The following is a 19,233-nucleotide window of genomic DNA, read 5'->3' on the forward strand; positions in this document are numbered from 1 at the left end:
CAGGGGCGGTAGTACGGGTCGTAGCCGCTGGTCAGCTCGTGGCCCCTGCGGCGCCACTTCGGTTCGCGGTTGACGGCGATGTTGGTGATGCCGCGCAGCCGGCGGATCACGGCCCCGTACGGCTTGACGAGCATGGAGGACAGGGCGCCGCCGGCCGGCTCGTCCATGAACGGCATGAAGGCGTCGGGGAAGCCGGGCATGGTGCAGCCGATGCAGATGCCGCCCACGTTCGGGCAGCCGCCGATGCCGGCCATCCAGCCGCGCTTGGGCACGTTGCAGTTGACGACCGGGCCCCAGCAGCCGATCTTGACCTGGCACTTGGGCGAGTTGTAGTCCTTCGCGAAGTCGCCCTGCTCGTAGTACGCGGCGCGGTCGCAGCCCTCGTGGACGGTCTTACCGAACAGCCACGTCGGCCGCAGCATGTGGTCGAGCGGGGGCGGCGGGGCGGCGCCCGCTGCGTGGTAGAGCACCCAGGTCAGGGTCTCCATGAAGTTCTCCGGCTGGATCGGGCAGCCGGGCACGTTGACCACGGGCAGCTCGCCGCGGGACCTGAAGTCCCAGCCCAGGTAGTCGGCCAGCCCCATGGCGCCGGTCGGGTTGCCGGCCATCGCGTGGATCCCGCCGTACGTGGCGCAGGTGCCCACCGCGACCACCGCCCACGCCTGGGGGGCGAGCCGGTCGAGCCACCAGTTGAGGGGCAGCGGTTCGCCGGTCTGCTCGTCGTTGCCGAACGAGGTCCAGTAGCCGTCGCCCTCGATGATGTCCTGGTTGGGGATCGAGCCCTCGACGACGAGGATGAACGGGCCCAGCTCGCCGCGTGCCGCGGCCCGGAACGGCGCCAGGAACTCCTCGCCGCCCAGGGTCGGCGAGAGCACCTTGTTGTGCAGGTTCACCTTCGGCAGTCCCGGGATCAGCCCGGCCACGACGTCCTCGATGGCCGGCTGGTCCGACGCGGTCATCGACACCGTGTCGCCGTCGCAGCTCAGGCCCTCGGAGATCCACAGGATGTCGATCTCCTCGAAGCCCTCGCGCGCCGCCGCCGCGGCCGGGTGCTCCGCCACGCTCGTGGTGCCGCTCTCGATACTCATGTCCTGGTCCTCCTTCGCGGGCGGTCGCGCAGGGGCTGCCCGACCATGCGGTGGTCACGCGTCAACGGCTGGGGGGCGTCCATCGGGCCTGTCCTCCCCGGGGGCGGCGGGCGGCCGCAGGCCGTCGCGGCCTCGCGGCAGCACCTCGTCCGGGCGGAAGTAGTGGAACCGGCCGTACCAGCCGTGGAGTTCGGCGGCCGGGTCGTCCAGGAGGGTGACGGCCAGGTGCACGCTGCCGTCGACGTCGTGGAACACGCCCTCCACCCGGGCGGCGCGTCCGTCGAGGAACATGTCCTGCGCGTCGGCGCCGCGCCGCCGCGGGCGCAGCCGTACGGTGCTGCCCCTGGCGACCGGCACGCCGTCGACCACCACCTCGTCGGTGGCCGGGGACAGGCCCTCGTCGCCGCCTTCCCGCCACCACGGCGCCGCGGCCGCGGCCTCCGGCGACGGCCCGCCGGCCAACGGCGTTTCGGGCGACGGCGGTTCGGGGAGCGGCGGCCGGGGCGACGGCGACACGGACCGTTGCCGCTGCGACGGCCGCAGGGAGCGGATCGCGCCGTGCAGGCGGCCGAAGACCTCCGGGGGCATGGTCTCGACGCGGTCGAGGATCGCGGCGGCGCGCGGGTCGGTGGCGCGGGCCTCCCGTTTCTCCTCGTCGGTGAGCAGGAGCGTGCGCAGGCTGAGGATCTCGTCGATCTCGGCAGCGTCGTGCAGGTCGCCGGGGCTCTCCGGGGCGACCTGCGGGTGGTCCGGCAGGATGATCGGCGAGGACAGCATCAGGTCGCGCGTGCCCGGCGCGCCCGCGAGGACCGGGAAGGTGTGCAGGTTGCGGCACCCGGCGGCGGCCCGCGCGGCCCATGCGGGCGGGTCGACCGGCGACACGAACTCCACCGCGGCGCCGCCGAGGAACGTGTGGGCGGCGATCAGCGACCGGCGCAGCGCCTCCTCCCGCGGGATGCCCGGCGCCGCCTGCCCGGTGTTCTCCGTACGCACCCGCAGCCGGAAGGCCGTCCGCGACCCGGCGCCGGGTCCGGGCTCGACCCGCCACGCGCGTACGGTCGTCCGGGCCTGGACCGGTTCACGGGTGCGTACCACCCGGACGCCGTCGGCCGGCGTCACGGTCTCCTCACCGCCCGGCGCGCCGATGTCGAACTCCCGCTCGCCGCACAGCAGTTCCGCCACCGGGACGACGAGGTCGGCCTCCCGCGGCACCGCCTCGTCGACGCTCAGGTGGACCCGGCCCCCGCTCTCCAGGGACTCCACCGGGACGTAGCGGCCGTCGTCGGCCAGGCGTTCGACCTGCTTGCGCTGCACCTGCAGATAGCGCACCCGCACATGGACCACGGCCCCGGCGTCGGCGTCGGCACCGGGGCCGGCACCGGCACCGGCACCGGCCGTGAACAGGCACTCGGTCTGCTGCCGCCAGGACTCGGCGGACCCGGCGAGCTGGGGTACGACAGGACCGTCCGCCTCCACCCACTCGCGGGGCGCGAGGACGCCGAACTGCCAGCGGACCCGGTTCTTGGGCGAGGAGCGCCGGTACGGGTACAGCAGGTACCCCTCGTACAGGACCGCGTCGGCGACCGCGCGCAGCCGGGCGAACCCGGGGTCCGCCGGCCGCTCCCGGCGCGACCCGGCCCGCGCCGGGGCACTCGTCATCATGGGCCTCCGCTCGGTCGTTCGTCCCCGCCCCTCGGCCACGCTCTCACTGTTTGCCACGTATCGCCTGCTGTGTCCCATTCGCTGGGGCAATCGGGCTACCGGAGGGGGGGTGACGGCCCGTCGGATACGGCCGGATGGCGCACATGTGGCATGTCCCCGCCCCCGGGCCGATTGACGCGCCCGCATGACCGTCCGTACGCTCCACAGCAGTGACGGCACGAGGAAGCTGGTGGGAATCCAGCACGGTCGCGCCACTGTGAAGGCTCCGCCGACAGGAGGGGCCGCAGTCAGATACTCCGCCGTCACGACGCTCCACTGGCCGAGGGACGCACGATCCCCGAGAAGGAGGCACTTCCCGTGAGCAGTCTGTCCGCCCCCGCATCCGTCACCGGTACCGCGACCGCGTCGACGACGGCGCCCGCCGCCGCGACCACCGACTCCGCGACCCCGCTCGTCCTGCCCGCCGCCAAGGCCGCGCTGTGGCTGCTGGGCACCGCCCTGATCGCCCTGGCGGTCTACTACTTCGTCGGCGTCGACCAGGGCGCCTACTCCGTGTTCGGCAAGGACACGCACGTCCACGAGTTCGTCCACGACGCGCGCCACTTCCTCGGCTTCCCCTGCCACTGACCTCCGCGGGAAACCCCGGGAAGCACGAGGAAGCACGGACAACTCGACATGGAGAAGAAACTCGTCCTGCGCGGCGTGCTCGCCGGCGCCCTCGCGGGCCTGCTCGCGTACCTGTTCGCCCGGATCTTCGCCGAGCCGCAGATCAGCGCCGCGATCAGGTACGAACACGGCAGGGACGCCGCGCAGGCCGCGCTGGACAGGGCCGCCGGGCTGCCCGCCGAGGCACCCGGCCCCGACCTGTTCAGCCGTACGATCCAGGCCGATGTCGGCATCGGCGTGGGCATGATCGCCTTCGGCATGGCCATGGGCGCGCTGTTCGCCGTCGTCTACGCGGTGTGCCTGGGCCGCGTCGGCGGGCTGCGGCCGCGTGCCCTGGCGATGCTGGTGGCGGGGGGCGGCTTCCTCGGGATCTACTTCGTCCCGTTCCTGAAGTACCCGGCCGCCCCGCCGGCCGTCGGCCACCCGGAGACCATTCGCGACCGCGGCGACCTCTATCTGGCGATGGTCGCCTGCTCGCTGGCCCTCCTGGTCGCCGCGGTCGTGCTGGGCAGGCGCCTGGCCCCCCGCTTCGGCAACTGGAACGCCACCCTGCTGGCGCTGGCCGGCTTCGCGGTCGTGACCGGCGTGGTGATGGCGCTGCTGCCGTCGCCGGGCGAACTGGCCGTCAACGTCAGCGAGTACGGACACCACGCCACCGAGACACCGCTGCCGCTCAGGGACGCCCGGGGAGCGATCGTCTACCCCGGCTTCCCCGCCGACACCCTGTTCTCGTTCCGCCTGTACTCGGTCGCCGCGCAGGGCCTGCTGTGGGCCGTGATCGGGCTGGCCTTCGGCCCCCTGGCCGAGCGCCTGCTGACACCCCGTCCGGGACCGGGGGCCGCGACGCCGCCCCGGCCGGCCCCGCTGACGCCCGCGTGAACGGCGGCGGTACGGCCGGCGGCATGCATGGCGGCACGACCGGCGGCGCGAACGGCAGTACGGACGACGGCGGTACGACCGGCGCCGCGCCCGGCGGCGCGAACGGCCCGGATCCGGGTGGGCCGGGTGAGCCGCGCGTCGCGGCGCCTCACCACATCGCGGCGCCTCACCACATCGCGGCGCCCCGCGACATCGCGGGCCTCGGCCCCTTCTTCGCCTTCGACGTGCACATCCGGCCCGTGCCCGGCCCGCCGTGGCGCCCGGTACGGGAGGTGACGCGGGACCCGGCCGTCCTGCTGGAGCGGGCGGCCCTGGTCCGGGAACGTCTCGCCGCGGGCGGCGGCCGCCCGCCCGAGGCGGTCGAGCCGCGCGTGGCCGCCTCGGTGACGCACCTGGGCCTTGCCGCGCGGCTGCTGTCACCGCTGCTGGCCCTCGCCGCCGTCCACCGGGCCGCGCCGGACCTCGACCTGGACGCGGCGCACTGGCAGCCGGTGCTCGGCGGCCCGTTCCCGCTGTCCCTGCCGTACGCGGACCTCGCGGACCTGGGGCGCGCGCCGTTCACCGCCTCCGGCGCCGCCCGCTGGGCGGCCGGCCTGCTCGACGGCCCGATGGCGGAGCTGGCCGAGGCCACCGCGGCGCTGTCGGTCTCCCGGCGGGTGCTGTGGGGGAACGTGGCCTCCGCCGTCAACGGGGCCGCCGCCGGGATCGCCGCCGCGGCGCCCGGCCACGCCGCCGCGGCCGGGCGGGTCGCGGCGCTGCTCCTGGACCATCCCCGGCTCGCGCACAGCGCGACCGGCGGCCGCGGCGGCCCGCGCGGCCCCGGTGGCGCCCCCTTCCGGCGCACGAACTGCTGCCTGATCTACCGTGCCGCGCCCGGGCCCGCCCGCGCGGTGTGCGGCGACTGCGTCCTGACCACCCGCCGCTGAGCGGAGCCCGCCGAGCGGGCCCCGCCGGGGGACGCCCGCCGGGGAGCAGCCTGCGCGGACCCCCGCGCGGCCGGTCCGCCGACCGCCGTACGGACGGCAGCGCAGGTCAGCACGGCGCGGCAGCGCCCGTCCGCTTCCCCGCGGGAGGCATACTCGCGAAAACGACCGGCGCCCGCCCGGGCCGCCGGCCCCGCGACACCGGCGCGCCCCGTTCACGGCTCTCGGGAGAAGGAATTGCGCGACGCCAGAACCCGGTCCCGTCCCCCCGAGGATCCCGGTCCCGCCGCGGGCTCCCGGATCGCCCACTGGTTCGACACCAGAACCGCGCTGGTCCCGTGGCTCAAGGCCAACATGCGCACGACCTTCCCCGACCACTGGTCCTTCGTGCTCGGGGAGATCTGCCTCTACAGCTTCCTCCTGCTCCTGCTGACCGGGCTGTACCTCACCTTCTTCTTCCGCCCGTCGATGAACGCGGTGGTCTACCAGGGCGGCTACGCGCCGCTGCGGGGCGTGCGGATGTCGCAGGCGTACGCGTCCGTGCTGCACATCAGCCTGGACGTGCGCGGCGGACTGCTGATCCGGCAGATGCACCACTGGGCGGCGGCGATCCTGGTGGGCGGCATCATCGTGCACATGATGCGGGTCTTCTTCACCGGGGCGTTCCGGGGGCCGCGCGAGTTCAACTGGCTCGTCGGGTTCACCCTGTTCCCGCTGGCGATGTTCGCGGGTCTGACGGGGTACGACCTCCCGGACGACCTGCTGTCGGGGACGGGGCTGCGCGTCGTCCAGGGCGGGATCCTGTCCGCGCCGATCGTGGGGACCTACCTCTCGCAGTTCCTCTTCGGCGGCGAGTTCCCCGGGGCGGACTACGTGGAGCGCTTCTTCTCCCTCCACCTCCTGGTGATCCCGGGGGCCATGCTGGCCATGGTGGCGGCGCACATGATCCTGCTGTTCCGTCACAGGCACACCCAGCACGCCGGGCCCGGGCGTACGAACGCCAACATCGTGGGCGTGCCGCTCCTGTGGCGGCGCGCCGCCAAGACGGGCGGCTTCTTCTTCCTCGTGTCCGGCGTGATCGCGGTCGTCGCGGCGGTGGCCCAGATCAACCCGGTCTGGCTGTACGGGCCCTACCGCCCGGACCAGGTCTCGGCCGGCTCCCAGCCCGACTGGTACATGGGGTTCGCGGACGGGCTGGAACGCATCATGCCGGGCTGGGAGATCCGCCTGTGGGGCCACACCCTGGTCATGGACGTCCTGGTCCCGCTGCTGGTCTTCGGCGCCGTCCTGCTCGTCATCGGCGTCTATCCGTTCGCCGAGGCGTGGCTCACCGGGGACGACCGCGACCACCACCTCCTGGACAGGCCGCGCAACCGCCCGGTGCGCACCGCGCTGGGGGCGGCGTGGATCAGCCTGTACGCCCTCCTGCTGGGGGCGGCCGGCAACGACATCGTCGCCACCCGCTTCCACCTGTCCGTCAACGCGGTCACCTGGACCTGCCGTGTCGCGTTCTTCCTGCTCCCGCCCTTCGTCTACTTCTGCGCGAAGAGGATCGCGCTCGGCCTGCAGCGCCGTGACCGCGACCGGGTCCTGCACGGCAGGGAGACCGGGGTCGTCAAGCGCCTGACGCACGGCGAGTACGTCGAGGTGCACTCCCTGCTGTCCCAGGAGAAGCTGCACGTCCTCACCGCCCACGACCAGCCGCAGCCGCTCACCGCCCGGCCCGCGCCCCCGGGCGGGACCCGCCCGGCGCCCGCCCCCGCCGCCGTCCCGCGCCTGGCGCGGTTGCGCGCGCGGCTGTCGCGGGCGATGTACGGGGACGGGGGCCGGATCGCGAAGCCGACGGCGGAGGAGTACTGGGCCCACCACCCCGAGCAGCGGCCGGAGCGGGAACGGCGCCGGTAGGGGTGCCCGGCCCGTACCCCTTCCCGGCCGCTGCGGGTCAGGAGAGCCAGTCGGTGTAGCGCGTGGGCGCGAGGTGGGCGTTCCTGTCGGTGAGGACGTCGCCCTTGACGGCGGCGAACATGCCGGCGGAGGGGTCGGTGACGACGGTCCGGCTGTCGCCCTTGCGGGACAGGGTGATCCGGCCCAGCTCGTCCAGGGTGAAGACGTCGGGGCCGCCGACGTTGCGGATGCCGTTCAGCGGGGCGCCCGCGGCGACGTCCGCGACCGCGGCGGCCACGTCCTTGGCGGCGATCGGCTGGATCGGGGTGGCGGGCAGCCGCACGGTGTCGGCGTCCGACGTCCAGGACATGGCCGCGTCCATGAACTCCATGAACTGCGTGGCGCGGACGATCGAGTACGGCACGGGTCCGGCGGCGAGGATCTGCTCCTGGAGCACCTTGGCGCGGTAGTAGTCCAGCTCGGGCACCTGGTCCACACCGACGATCGACAGGACCACGAAGTGGCGGACGCCCGCCTTGTGGGCCGCGGCCAGCAGCTTGTCCATGGAGGTCCGGAAGAAGTCCAGGGACGCCTCGTCGAAGGTCGGGGAGTTGGTGAGGTTGACGACGACGTCGGCTCCCGCGACCGCCTCGTCCACCCCCTGGCCGCTGACGACGTCGACCCCGGTGGACTGCGAGTGCGGCACCGCCTCGTGCCCGGCGGCGTTCAGGTCCTTGACGACCTGCGATCCGATCAGCCCGGTACCGCCGATGACTGCGAACTTCACGATATGCCCTTCCTGAGAAGTGGATTGTCCGTAATGCGGGATATACCCGATCCTTGGTCCTGTCGCCGGTCGTGGTGCGGACCGCGGCGCCGGTCCTGAGCCGATCGCGGTGCCGGCCGTGATCCGGGCCCTCGCGCGGGCCGCGGTCCCGGCCGTCGCGCCGGTGGTGGCCGTCGCCCCTTGCGGCGATTCCCGCCCGCCGCGCTCTCACGGCGCCGGCCGCGCCGCCTTCTCCGCGTTCTCCGCCTGTGCGGCCGGCGCGGGCACGGGCTCGACGGCGTGGAGCCTGGCGGGGCCGTGCGGCCGGCGCACCCCGACCGTGAACACCACGAGCCCGCCCGCGGCCAGCAGCGCCGAGCCGCACAGGGTCAGGCACACGTGCAGACCGTCGGTGAAGGCCAGGCCGAAGGCGTGCAGGGCGCGGGCGGTCGGCGCCGGGGGCAGGCCGAGGTGGGCCGCGGCGCGGTTGCCGTGCAGGGCGACCTGCTGCCGGACGTGGGCCCGGTCCTGGGCGGACAGCCCGGATCCGGCCAGCCGGCCCGGCAGCGCGCCCGTCTCGCGGCTGGTGAGGACCGCGCCGAGGACGGCCGGCCCCAGCGCGCCGCCGGCCTGGCGCAGGGTGTTGTTGCCCGTACCGGCCATGCCCGCCAGGTGGTGCGGCACGCTGCCCACGGCTATGGCGGTGACCGGGGTCATCACGAAGGCGAAGCCGAGGCCGACCGCAGCCAGCGGCGCCGCGGCGGCCACGAAGCCGCTGCCGGGGGTGAGCGTGAGCAGAGCGAAGGTGCCACCCGCGGTCACCGCGAGCCCCAGCACCAGCAGCAGCCCCGGCGCCACCCGTCCCATCAGCCGGCCGACGAAGGGGCCGGCGGCCACCATCAGGCCGAAGGGCACCAGGAAGCGCCAGCCGATCTGCAGCGCCGTCAGCCCCTGCACCTGCCCGAAGAAGAGGCTGAGCAGGAAGACCAGGCCGACCAGCGCGAACATCGACAGCGCGATGGCCACGCCCGCGCCGGTGTAGGCCCGGGAGGAGAACAGGCTCATCGACAGCATCGGCGACTGCGAACGGCGCTCCACCATCACGAAGGCGGTCAAGGAGAGCGCCGCCACCACGAAGGCGCCGATCGCCTCGCCCGTCCCCCAGCCGGAGGACCCGCCCTCGATCACCCCGTAGACCAGGGCGGCGATCCCCAGCACCGCCGTGGTCTGGCCGGGGACGTCCAGCCGCCGGGGGTGCGGCGCCCTGGAGTCCTCCAGCAGGAAGACCGCGGTGAGCAGTCCCGCGGCCGCGACGCACAGCGGCGGCAGGAAGATCCACCGCCAGCCGGCGTGGTCCAGGATGACGCCGCTGACCAGCGGACCGAGCGCGATGCCGAGCCCGAGGCAGGTGGCCCAGGCCGCGATGGCCCTGGCCCGGCCGCGGAAGTCCGGGTACGCGTGGCTGACCAGGGCGAGCGTCGAGGTCAGCAGGGCTGCGGCGCCCGCCCCCGACAGCGCCTGCCCCAGCCAGAGCTGCGGGGCGCCGTGCGCGGTCAGACTCACCGAGGACCCGGCCGTGAACAGCGCCATGCCGCCCACGTACGCCTTCTTGCGGCCGTACTTGTCGCCGATCAGCCCGAAGGTGAGGATCAGCGCCGCCATCGCCAGGACGAACGCGTCGCTGATCCACTGCAGGTCGGAGGTGGAGGCGTGCAACTCGCGCTGGACGGTGGGCAGCGCGACGGACACACCCCCGACCGGCACGTAGGACGCGAAGACACCCAGGCACGCGAGCGCTGTCGTCAGTGCCGGGCCGCGTCCTGCCGCAGCTTCCGGGGTGTGCCCGGCCGCGGTCGCCTCGCTCATGGCTTCCCTTCCTGACCGACGGGGACAAAAAGCAGTCATCGAACAAGTTAACAAGCTCCTGTGACTATAACAAACGACTGTCATCATGCCCGGCTGCCGTAGACTGGCCCCGCCGCCGTGGGCGCGCCGGCGTGGACCGGCGGGCGACGGGACAGGCGGGGAACGCAGCAGGCGGGAGCAGCGTCGCGGCCGGCCGGAGCGGGCCGCGGCAGAAAGGTGCGGACATGCCGACCGAATCGCGGGCCGAGCCCAGACCGTGGCGCGAGGGGCTGACGCACGTGCTGTGGCGTGCGCACCAGGCGGCACAGCGGCGGGTGCAGGAGTCGCTGACGGGACTGGGCGTGACCCTCACCCAGCTCGCCCTGGCGGCCAACGTGCAGGAGCACGGACCGCTGTCCGCGGCGGACCTGGCCCGCGCGCTGCGGGTGACCCCGCAGACCGTGACCGTCGCGATGAACCAGCTCGTCGAGCTGGGCTGGCTCACCCGCCGCCCGCACCCGGTCCACAAGCGCGTCCAGCTCTTCGAGCTCACCCCCGGCGGGACGCGGGGCGTCGACGAGGGGCGCGCGCTCGTCGCCAAGGCGGACGCCCGGATGACCGGCGCCCTTGAGGGCGGCGACGCCGAGGAGTTCATCGGCCAGTTGCGGCGCATCGTGGCCGAGTTGGAGGGCGACGACCCGCCCGTCGCGCCGCTGTGGCCGGAGCGGGTCACCGGCTGAGCCCCGGGCGCCGCCCGCCCCCGTACACCCGCCGGATCCGGCGCCGCCCGCCCGGTGGCGTTCGCCCTGCCCGCCTGTTTGGCTGGAAGGGGACGGTTCCCGGCGCACAGGGCGAGGCACCATCATGAGCGGCACACAGGACCCACACGAGGACATCCGGCGCATGCGGGAAGAGGCGCGCAGGCTCGACGCCGAGGCCCGGCGCACCGACGATCCGGCCGAGCGCGACCGCCTGCGGGAGCGGATCCGGCGGCTGGAGTTCGAGATCGCCCAGGAGAGCATGATGGCCGCCGGGGACATCTACCCCGTCGAATGACCGGACGTCCGGCACGCGCCCCGGGCGCCGCGCCAGGGGTGCCCCTGGTGGCCTGATATCACCGCACCGATGTCACACCGGGCCCGGCCGCGTCGTCTGCGGTCATGGAGAGACCTGGAGATACGCGGACATGGACCCGGGGCGCGCACGCGTCCCCGGGCCGGGGAAGGCGGGAACCGTGCGGGTGTGCGTGGCGGGTGGAACGGGAGGTCCGGCGGCGCGCGGGGCCGGTACGCGGCCGGCGCGGTGCCGCACCTGGTTCCCCGGGATGCCGCCCGGCGGCAGCGGCACGCCGGCGGCCGGGGGGACCGGAAGGGCCCGAGGGAGGGCCGGGCTCGGGGCAGGGGGTCCGGTGTGACCCGCGCCCGTGTCGAGGAGTTCGAGGAGCTGCGGCCGCTGCTGTTCTCGATCGCGTACCGGATCCTCGGCAGCGTCGGCGAGGCGGAGGACGCGGTCCAGGAGACGTGGCTGCGCTACCAGGGCGCCGCGGTCCGGCCCGCGTCGGCCAAGGCGTACCTGTCGGCCGTGGTCACCCGCGTCTGCATCGACGTGCTGCGCTCGGCGCGGGTGCGGCGGGAGGAGTACGTGGGGCCGTGGCTGCCCGAGCCGCTGCTCACCGACCCGTACCAGGACCCGGAGCGGGCGGCGGAGCTCGCCGACTCGCTGTCGATGGCCGCCTTGCTGCTGCTGGAGCGGCTGAGCCCGCTGGAACGCGCGGTGTTCGTGCTGCGGGAGGTCTTCGCCTTCGGGTTCCCCGAGGTCGCCGCCGCGGTGGGGCGCTCGGAGGCGGCGTGCCGCCAGCTCGCGGTGCGTGCCCGGCGCCACATGGACGAGGGACGGCCCCGCTTCGAGGCCGGCCGGACGGAGCGCGAGGAACTGGCGGCGCGGTTCTTCGACGCCTTTGCCGAGGGCGACGTCGAGAGCCTGCGTGAGCTGCTCGCCGCCGACGTGGCCATCATCGGCGACGCGGGCGGCAAGGCCCCGCTGTGGAACGAGCGGGGCACCTTCGGCGCCGGCAAGGCGGTCCCGCTGCTCGCCGCGTTCGCCCCGGCGTTCCGCCACATCGGCGGTGTCCTGGAGCGCCGCGAGGTCAACGGGCGGCCGGGCGCGATCCTCCGCGACCGCGACGGCAAGGTCTACAGCGCCTGGGTGCTGGAGATCCTGGACGGACGGATCCGGACGATCAGGACCGTCCTCAACCCGGACAAGCTCAGGCACGTGGGGCCGGTGGCCGACGCCTGGGCGGCGCTGCGCGAGGCGAACCGTTTCCGCCGGTCCGCGCCCAGGCCCCCCGGGCCTCCGGTGTGAGGGCGGGGCCGTGCGGGCCGCCCGTCGTCAGCGGTCCTCGGTGAGGATCGGTTTGACGTCCAGGACGGGCGTGCCGTCGACCGCTTCGAGGTTGCGGACGTGGACGCGGGCGCCCTCGACGGCGATGACGTGGACGGTGTGCAGGCCGATCGGGTTGGGCCGGTGCGGAGCGCGCGTGGCGAACACGCCGCTGAGCGGCCGGGTCCGGTCACCGCGCGGGTGGACGGTGAGAGCGTCGCGGTCGGCGCGGTCCAGCCAGGTGAGCAGCAGGACGTCGGTGCCGGGTGCCAGCCCGTCCAGGGCGGGCGCGTACCGCTCGTCGAAGACCAGCCAGGCGTCGGGAGCGCCCTCGTCGGGCTGCCGGGGGGCCGACGCCGGATCGGCGAGCGCCGACTCGACGCGCCCCACCGGGCGCAGCGTGTAGTCGGTCACGGGGTCCTTGAGTCCCTTCTGGCAGCGGTGGGCCGTGCGGCCGGTCCACAGCAATGTATGCCGGGCGCGGATCATGCCGGGTCCGGGAGCGTGATCCCGGCCTCGTACGGCCCCGCGCGCGGTGGACCGCGGCCGCGGGGACGGGCGTCACGAGGGGGCGCCGGGTGCCGGGGCCGTTCCGGCGGGGGGCTCCTCCAGCAGTTCCGGGCCGTTGTTGCGCACGTCGTTCACGGCCGGGGACACCGGGCGGGCGTCGAGCCGGCCGTCGGCCGGGGGGCTCAGCAGGGAACGCAGGTCCTCGGCGTCCTGGCGGTCGGGGTCGAGCCAGGCGTCCCAGTGGCGCGGCGCGATGGCCAGGGGCATGCGCGGGTGGATCCGCCCGGCGGCGTCGGCGGCGTCGGTGGTGATGACCGTGCAGGTGGTCAGCCAGGCCCCGGGATCGTGGTCGTCGCCGGCCCGCGGATCGCGCCAGAACTCGTACAGCCCGGCCAGTGCCATCAGCTGCCCGTCCTCGGGGCGGATGAAGTACGGCTGCTTGCGCGGCCTGCCCTTGCCGCCGGGGCCCGGCACGGACTGCCACTCGTAGAAGCCGTCGGCCGGCAGCAGGCAGCGGCGCCGCGCGAAGGCCCGCCGGAAGGCCGGTTTGTCCGCGACGGTCTCCACCCGGGCGTTGATCATCCGGGACCCCACCGACGGGTCCTTCGCCCAGGACGGCACCAGGCCCCAGCGCAGCGGCCTGAGCTGCCGCGCCACCTCGCCGGTCGCGCGGTCCTGGCGCTCCAGCACCGACCACACCTCGTCGGTCGGCGCCACGTTCCAGCTCGGCGCGAGGTCCTCACGGGGATCCCACCGGTCGACCCCGAACACGCCGGCCAGCTCCTGCGGGCTGCGGGTGGAGACATAGCGACCGCACATCCCTCCACCCTGCCACCGCGGCGCCCGATCAGCTCTCGCGGCGGCCCCGGGGGACGGCGAAGACGGTCAGCACGGCGCCGTCAGGACCGAGGTCCGCCCAGCGGCCGGGCACCGCCAGCACGGCCAGGGCGCAGGTGGGGAAGATCGACCGGGCCCAGACCAGCGTGCCGCCGCCGCCCGTGCCTTCGCCGCCGCGGGCCCCCTCGGCCCCGCCGGCTGCCCGCCGGGGCTCACCGGGCTCCCCCGGCTCCCCCGGCTCCCCCGCGTCGCCCGCCAGGGACAGGACGAGGTCCTGCACGCCGGCCTTGTGCCCGATGAGCAGCACGGTCCGCCGCTCCTCGGGGATACGCCGTACGAGAGCCAGCAGGCCGGCCGCCGTCGCCCGGTAGACCCCCCGTTCCTGGACGACCTCCGGCACGGCGCCGCCCAGTTCCGGCGCCATCAGGGCCCAGGTGTCGCGGGCCCGGCGGGCGGTGGAGCACACGACCAGGTCGGGCACGCACTCGTTCTCCCGCAGCCAGCGGCCGACCGCGGGCGCGTCGCGCAGGCCCCGCGGGCCGAGTGGCCGCTCGTGGTCGTCGACATCCGGCGGCCACGCCGATTCGGCGTGCCGCAGGACGACCAGACGGGCGGTGTCGGACGCGCTCATGTCGGCGGACCGGGAAGCATCGCTCCCACCTCCGGTGGCGCCGGCCGGCCGGGCCACGGGATGCCTCGGGCGGCCCCTGCCTCGGCGGGCACGGCGTGCGGTTCGCGGCGAGCCCCTCCTCGTACACCTCAGTCTCGCGCGGGGCCTCGCCCCCGGCAACCGCCCGTACGGGCACCCGGCCGGGGGCCCGTACGGGGGCCCGCGGAACGGCCGCGGTGCCGGCCGCTCCGGCCGCTCGCAACCAGGTGAGCGGGCTCAGTTCTCGGTGGTGGTGCGCAGGTACCGCTCGGCGGGCCGGGAGTTGGACAGGTTGCCGCTCAGCGCCTGCCGGGCGGACTGGTAGGTGTCCCACAGGGCCGCGTCGTGCAGCGCCGGGATGGTCACCAACTCGCCGTCGTCCAGTCCGGCCAGCGCGGCGTCGACCATGTCGTCGGCGGTCATCACCCATTCCCGCGGCAGGTTCTCCACCCGGGTGCCGGCGATCTCCCAGAATTCCGTCGCGGTCGCCCCGGGCAGCACGGCCTGCACCCGCAGCCCCTTGTCCCCCAGCTCGTGGTGCAGCGACTGGCTCAGCGCGAGCACGAACGCCTTGGAGGCACCGTAGACGCCGTTGAGCAGCTCGGGGACGACGGCGACGATCGAGCCGATGTTGATCAGGGTGCCACCGCCCCGGGAGGCCGCGGCGGGCGCGAACGCGTAGGTGAGCCGGGTCAGCGCGGTCACGTTGATGCCGATCATGGCTTCCATGGTGTCGACGTCGGAGTCGACCAGGGGTGTCACCCCGCCGAATCCGGCGTTGTTCACCAGCACCGAGACGCTCTCGTCCGTACGCAGCACCTGCTCGACGCGGCGCAGGTCCTCGGCCCGGCCGAGGTCCGCGGTCAGTACCTCTACCGAGCGGCCGGTCTCGCGGGTGATCCGCTCGGCGACGGCCTCCAGCCTGTCGCGGTTGCGCGCCACCAGGATCAGGTCGTGTCCGCGCCGGGCCAGCCGGTCGGCGTACACCGCGCCGATGCCGGAGGAGGCGCCGGTGATCAGGGCGGTTCCCAGAGGTGTGGTCATGAGGGGGTCACTCTTTCGAGGCGTAGCGATGGCGGCGCGGTCGTACCGCCCCGCCCTTGACATAACCGTAAGCCGATTGGCTATGTCGCACAACGTGAAGCGCAACACAACCGTTTACCCTTCGGGTATGTCCTATGCGGCCACTGAACGGTTCGAGGTGGAGCCCGCCCCCGGCGGGCTGGCCCTGGTGCAGGATCTGCTCAACACCATCGGCGTGGGCGGGCCGGTCCACCCGGACCTCCTCGCGGACGTCGACCACGCCCAGCGGTGGCTGGACGCCGCCCTGGAGCAGTGGGCGGAGGCGACCGGAAGCGGCCCGCCGCACGAGATCGTGCTCACGGACCGGGACCTGCCCCGGCTGCGCACGCTCCGGGACCGGCTGCGCGGGATCCTGGAGCACCGGACCCCGCCCGACCCGCCGCCGGGGCCGGCCGGCTCGCTGCGGCTCGACCTGACCGCTGACGGCCGGATCGAGGCGCGCCCGGAAGGAACCGGCATCGGGTGGGTGGTCTCCGCCCTGCTGGGCGAGATGTACGAGGCGCGGCGCGACGACACCTGGCGGCGGCTGAAGACCTGCCGTTACGAGAAGTGCGCCGTGGCCTTCTTCGACCGCTCACGGAACAACAGCGGGGTCTGGCACGACGTGCGCATCTGCGGCAACGCCGTCAACCTGCGCGCCTCCCGGGCCCGCCGCAGGCAGCAGGCCTGACCGCCGGGCGCCGCCTCACCGCCCCACGGGCGCCGGGGCGGCACCCGCCCGCCCCGTCCGCACCGCCTTCCCGGCCGCCCCTCACCCGGCCGCCCCTCACCCGGCGGCTTCGAGCCGGAAGACCAGTTCCCGTGTCACCGCGCCGCGCGCCTCGGCGTACCCCTCGTCCTCGCCGACGGCCACGAACCCGTTGCGCTCCAGCACCTTCACCGAGCCGGCGTTGTCGGCGGCGGCCCTCCCGTACAGCGGGCGGGTCGTCACCTCGGTCAGCAGGGCGGACAGCGCCGCCGTGGCGAGACCGCGGCCCCACCGGTCCTCGCGGATCCAGTACGTGACCTCCGTCTCGCCGTCCATCTCGAAGCAGCCGACGCTTCCCACGATCTCGCCGCCCGCCACGACCGCCCGCGCGACCACCGTGTCGTCGGCGAGCAGGCGGCGCCACTTGAGCAGGTACGCGTCCAGGTCCGACGCCGTCCTCGGGTCGGTGAAGGCGGCCATCCACTGGCCCTCGCGCCCGCTCTGGACCTCGAACAGGAACGGGAGGTCCGCCTCCGTCACCGCTCGCAACTCCACCGTCATCTCCCCGCACTCCCGTCTCGCCACAGGCCCGCACACGCGTGTGTCCGCACGCCCGCATGCCCGCACGCCCGCATGCCCTCACGCCCGTGGACCGGACGCCTCGCCGCACAGTAGGCCCGGCCACCGACAACGCACGGCCGCCGACGAGCCGGAGGGGCCGGGAGCGGCACGGGGGCGGCCCGGGAACGGCCCGGGAACGGCCGGGAGCGGCCGGGCCCGGAACAGGCCGGAGCCCGGCCGACCGCGGTCGACCGGGCTCCAGGCGTCCCGTTCCGTACGTCCGTACCGTCCTCCGGTGACGGAATCCCGTTACCGGATCCCGGCGGGGATCAGACCAGGTCGAACCGGTCCAGGTTCATCACCTTGGTCCAGGCGGCGACGAAGTCCGTCACGAACTTCTCCTTCGCGTCGTCGCTCGCGTAGACCTCGGACAGCGCGCGCAGTTCGGAGTTCGAGCCGAAGACGAGGTCGGCGCGGGTGCCGGTCCACTTGACCTCGCCGGTCGCGCTGTCGCGGCCCTCGAAGTGGGTCGAGTCCTGCGACGTCGCCTTCCACGTCGTGCCCAGGTCCAGCAGGTTGACGAAGAAGTCGTTGGTCAGCACGCCGGGGGTGGCGGTGAGGACGCCCAGGGACGACTGCTGGTGGTTCGCGCCCAGGACGCGCAGGCCGCCGACCAGGACGGTCATCTCGGGGGCGCTGAGCGTCAGCAGGTTGGCCCGGTCCAGCAGCAGGTACTCGGCCGGCAGCCGGTTGCCCTTGCCCATGTAGTTGCGGAAGCCGTCGGCGGCCGGCTCCAGGGCGGCGAAGGACTCCACGTCCGTCTGGTCCTGGGCGGCGTCCGTACGTCCGGGGGTGAAGGGCACCTCGACGTCGAAGCCGGCCTCCTTGGCGGCCTTCTCCACGCCGACGCCGCCCGCGAGCACGATCAGGTCGGCCAGCGAGATCCGCTTGCCGCCGCTCTGGGCGGAGTTGAAGGCTTCCTGGACGCCCTCCAGGGTGCGCAGCACCGAGGCGAGCCGGTCCGGATCGTTGACCTCCCACCCGATCTGCGGCTGGAGGCGGATGCGCGCGCCGTTGGCGCCGCCGCGCTTGTCGCTGCCGCGGAAGGACGAAGCCGAGGCCCACGCGGTGGACACCAGCTCGGACACCGACAGGCCCGAGGCGAGGATCCGCTGCTTGAGGTCGGCGATGTCCGGGGCGCCGACGAGTTCGTGGTCCACCGCGGGCAGCGGGTCCTGCCACAGCAGCGTCTCGGACGGGACCTCGGGGCCGAGGTAGCGCGCGACCGGGCCCATGTCACGGTGGGTCAGCTTGAACCAGGCGCGGGCGAAGGCGTCGGCGAACTCGGCGGGGTTCTCCAGGAAGCGCCGCGAGATCTGCTCGTACGCCGGGTCGAACCGCAGCGACAGGTCGGTGGTCAGCATCGTCGGGGCGTGGCTCTTGGCCGGGTCGTGCGCGTCCGGCACGGTGCCGGCGCCCGCGCCGTCCTTCGGCCGCCACTGGTGGGCGCCCGCCGGGCTCTTGAACAGCTCCCACTCGTAGCCGAAGAGGATCTCGAAGAAGCTGTTGTCCCAGGTCGTCGGGGTGTTCGTCCAGATGCCCTCAAGGCCGCTGGTGATCGTGTCGCCGCCCTTGCCGGTGCCGAACGAGTTGCGCCAGCCCAGGCCCATGTCCTCCAGCGGGGCGGCCTCCGGGTCGGCGCCGACGTGCTCGGCCGGGCCCGCGCCGTGGGTCTTGCCGAAGGTGTGGCCGCCGGCGATCAGCGCCACGGTCTCCTCGTCGTTCATCGCCATCCGGCGGAAGGTCTCGCGGATGTCGCGGGCCGCGGCGATCGGGTCGGGGTTGCCGTTCGGGCCCTCGGGGTTGACGTAGATCAGGCCCATCTGCACCGCGCCGAGCGGGTTCTCCAGCTCGCGGTCGCCGCTGTAGCGCTCGTCGCCGAGCCAGGTGGTCTCCGGGCCCCAGTAGACGTCCTCGTCGGGCTCCCACACGTCCGCGCGGCCGCCGGCGAAGCCGAAGGTCTCGAAGCCCATGGTCTCCAGGGCGACGTTGCCGGCCAGGATCATCAGGTCGGCCCAGGACAGGCTCTTGCCGTACTTCTTCTTCACCGGCCACAGCAGGCGGCGGGCCTTGTCGAGGTTGCCGTTGTCCGGCCAGCTGTTGAGGGGGGCGAAGCGCTGCTGGCCGGCCCCCGCGCCGCCGCGGCCGTCGCTGATGCGGTACGTGCCCGCGCTGTGCCAGGCCATGCGGATGATGAACGGGCCGTAGTGGCCGAAGTCGGCCGGCCACCAGTCCTGCGAGGTGGTGAGCACCTCGGCGATGTCCTGCTTCACCGCCGGCAGGTCCAGGGCCTTGAACGCCTCGGCGTAGTCGAAGTCGTCGCCGAGCGGGTTGGCCACGGCCGGGTTCTTGGCGAGGATCTTGAGGTTCAGCCGCTCGGGCCACCACTGCCGGTTGCCGCCGCCCTGCGTCGGATGCGCGGCCCGGCCGTGCGGGACCGGGCAGCCGCCCGCGCCCTCCGCCTTCGGGTCTACGACGATCGCGTCATTGTTCTCAGACATGGAAATCCTTCCGGACCGGATGACGAGGTCACGGTGCTGGGTAACTGCGGGCGGTGGAACAGCGGTTCGCACGGCGGCGGCCCCGTCTCGCCCGGGTCTCCCGCCGTACCGGACCGTTCCTGTCCCTTGGCTATCACCGGAACCGATCCTACGATGGACGCAGTCCAAGTCAAGAAGCGCCCCAAACACACATCTGATCGGAATCCGGACCGACTGGTAAACTTCGGGAATCCCCGCGGACCTGAAAAG

At 74.0% G+C, this 19,233-nt stretch carries 18 protein-coding genes and 1 riboswitch; of the genes, 8 read left to right on the top strand and 10 right to left on the bottom strand.

What is annotated here, in order from left to right:
* Both K7G61_RS33885 and K7G61_RS33890 read right to left on the bottom strand, forming a co-directional pair.
* On the bottom strand, positions 1-1,088 hold a 1,088-nt coding region (locus K7G61_RS33885; RefSeq protein WP_225850990.1), incomplete at its 3' end, for a hydrogenase expression protein HypE.
* Positions 1,089-1,142: 54 nt separating this feature from the next.
* The gene (locus K7G61_RS33890; RefSeq protein ID WP_225850991.1) at positions 1,143-2,747 is read right to left on the bottom strand and encodes a hypothetical protein; all 1,605 of its coding nucleotides are present in this window, start codon (positions 2,745-2,747) and stop codon (positions 1,143-1,145) included.
* 174 nt (positions 2,748-2,921) lie between these two features.
* A riboswitch (cobalamin riboswitch) is annotated at positions 2,922-3,069 on the top strand.
* 38 nt (positions 3,070-3,107) lie between these two features.
* On the opposite strand from K7G61_RS33890, the gene K7G61_RS37425 reads away from it, so the two are divergent.
* The 4 genes from K7G61_RS37425 (at position 3,108) to K7G61_RS33910 (ending at position 7,123) form a co-directional block, all read left to right on the top strand.
* The gene (locus tag K7G61_RS37425) at positions 3,108-3,377 is read left to right on the top strand and encodes a CbtB-domain containing protein (protein ID WP_374204330.1); all 270 of its coding nucleotides are present in this window, start codon (positions 3,108-3,110) and stop codon (positions 3,375-3,377) included.
* A gap of 48 nt (positions 3,378-3,425) precedes the next feature.
* Complete coding sequence (locus K7G61_RS33900; RefSeq protein WP_225850992.1) at positions 3,426-4,295, top strand: CbtA family protein; 870 nt, start codon at positions 3,426-3,428, stop codon at positions 4,293-4,295.
* Between the two features lie 23 nt (positions 4,296-4,318).
* On the top strand, positions 4,319-5,221 hold the full coding sequence (locus tag K7G61_RS33905) for a (2Fe-2S)-binding protein (protein ID WP_263985193.1): 903 nt from the start codon (positions 4,319-4,321) through the stop codon (positions 5,219-5,221).
* Between the two features lie 234 nt (positions 5,222-5,455).
* Positions 5,456-7,123, top strand: coding sequence for a cytochrome bc complex cytochrome b subunit (locus tag K7G61_RS33910; protein ID WP_374204331.1), 1,668 nt, complete (start codon positions 5,456-5,458; stop codon positions 7,121-7,123).
* Between the two features lie 37 nt (positions 7,124-7,160).
* Here the strand turns inward: K7G61_RS33910 and K7G61_RS33915 are convergent, their stop codons facing one another.
* Positions 7,161-7,889 carry an SDR family oxidoreductase gene (locus tag K7G61_RS33915; RefSeq protein WP_225850993.1) on the bottom strand — a complete coding sequence of 243 codons (729 nt, stop codon included), beginning with the start codon at positions 7,887-7,889 and terminating at the stop codon, positions 7,161-7,163.
* A 207-nt stretch (positions 7,890-8,096) separates the two neighbouring features.
* Positions 8,097-9,734, bottom strand: coding sequence for an MFS transporter (locus K7G61_RS33920; protein ID WP_225850994.1), 1,638 nt, complete (start codon positions 9,732-9,734; stop codon positions 8,097-8,099).
* Positions 9,735-9,958: 224 nt separating this feature from the next.
* On the opposite strand from K7G61_RS33920, the gene K7G61_RS33925 reads away from it, so the two are divergent.
* The 3 genes from K7G61_RS33925 (at position 9,959) to K7G61_RS33935 (ending at position 12,077) form a co-directional block, all read left to right on the top strand.
* On the top strand, positions 9,959-10,453 hold the full coding sequence (locus tag K7G61_RS33925) for a MarR family winged helix-turn-helix transcriptional regulator (protein WP_225850995.1): 495 nt from the start codon (positions 9,959-9,961) through the stop codon (positions 10,451-10,453).
* A gap of 124 nt (positions 10,454-10,577) precedes the next feature.
* Positions 10,578-10,769: a DUF6381 family protein gene (locus tag K7G61_RS33930; protein ID WP_225850996.1), complete on the top strand. Its 192-nt coding sequence runs from the start codon at positions 10,578-10,580 to the stop codon at positions 10,767-10,769.
* A 354-nt stretch (positions 10,770-11,123) separates the two neighbouring features.
* The gene (locus tag K7G61_RS33935; RefSeq protein WP_225850997.1) at positions 11,124-12,077 is read left to right on the top strand and encodes an RNA polymerase sigma-70 factor; all 954 of its coding nucleotides are present in this window, start codon (positions 11,124-11,126) and stop codon (positions 12,075-12,077) included.
* A 27-nt stretch (positions 12,078-12,104) separates the two neighbouring features.
* On the opposite strand, the gene tsaA is transcribed toward K7G61_RS33935, so the two are convergent.
* The 4 genes from tsaA to K7G61_RS33955 form a co-directional block, all read right to left on the bottom strand.
* Positions 12,105-12,584, bottom strand: a complete 480-nt coding sequence (gene tsaA / locus K7G61_RS33940) for a tRNA (N6-threonylcarbamoyladenosine(37)-N6)-methyltransferase TrmO (protein ID WP_225850998.1) — start codon at positions 12,582-12,584, stop codon at positions 12,105-12,107.
* Between the two features lie 72 nt (positions 12,585-12,656).
* Positions 12,657-13,424 carry an SOS response-associated peptidase gene (locus K7G61_RS33945; RefSeq protein ID WP_225850999.1) on the bottom strand — a complete coding sequence of 256 codons (768 nt, stop codon included), beginning with the start codon at positions 13,422-13,424 and terminating at the stop codon, positions 12,657-12,659.
* Positions 13,425-13,452: 28 nt separating this feature from the next.
* Entirely contained in the window at positions 13,453-14,073 is a 621-nt protein-coding gene (locus K7G61_RS33950) for a histidine phosphatase family protein (protein ID WP_225851000.1), read from the bottom strand.
* A gap of 255 nt (positions 14,074-14,328) precedes the next feature.
* Positions 14,329-15,135 carry an SDR family oxidoreductase gene (locus K7G61_RS33955; protein ID WP_225851001.1) on the bottom strand — a complete coding sequence of 269 codons (807 nt, stop codon included), beginning with the start codon at positions 15,133-15,135 and terminating at the stop codon, positions 14,329-14,331.
* Positions 15,136-15,262: 127 nt separating this feature from the next.
* On the opposite strand from K7G61_RS33955, the gene K7G61_RS33960 reads away from it, so the two are divergent.
* The gene (locus K7G61_RS33960; protein WP_225851002.1) at positions 15,263-15,844 is read left to right on the top strand and encodes a CGNR zinc finger domain-containing protein; all 582 of its coding nucleotides are present in this window, start codon (positions 15,263-15,265) and stop codon (positions 15,842-15,844) included.
* Positions 15,845-15,940: 96 nt separating this feature from the next.
* On the opposite strand, the gene K7G61_RS33965 is transcribed toward K7G61_RS33960, so the two are convergent.
* Together K7G61_RS33965 and katG are read right to left on the bottom strand one after the other, a co-directional pair.
* Positions 15,941-16,423 carry a GNAT family N-acetyltransferase gene (locus tag K7G61_RS33965; protein WP_225851003.1) on the bottom strand — a complete coding sequence of 161 codons (483 nt, stop codon included), beginning with the start codon at positions 16,421-16,423 and terminating at the stop codon, positions 15,941-15,943.
* A 329-nt stretch (positions 16,424-16,752) separates the two neighbouring features.
* Positions 16,753-18,984, bottom strand: coding sequence for a catalase/peroxidase HPI (gene katG / locus K7G61_RS33970; RefSeq protein ID WP_225851004.1), 2,232 nt, complete (start codon positions 18,982-18,984; stop codon positions 16,753-16,755).
* Positions 18,985-19,233 lie beyond the last annotated feature (249 nt).

The sequence above is a fragment of the Streptomyces sp. HPF1205 genome, assembly GCF_020400825.1.
Classification (GTDB): Bacteria; Actinomycetota; Actinomycetes; order Streptomycetales; family Streptomycetaceae; genus Actinacidiphila.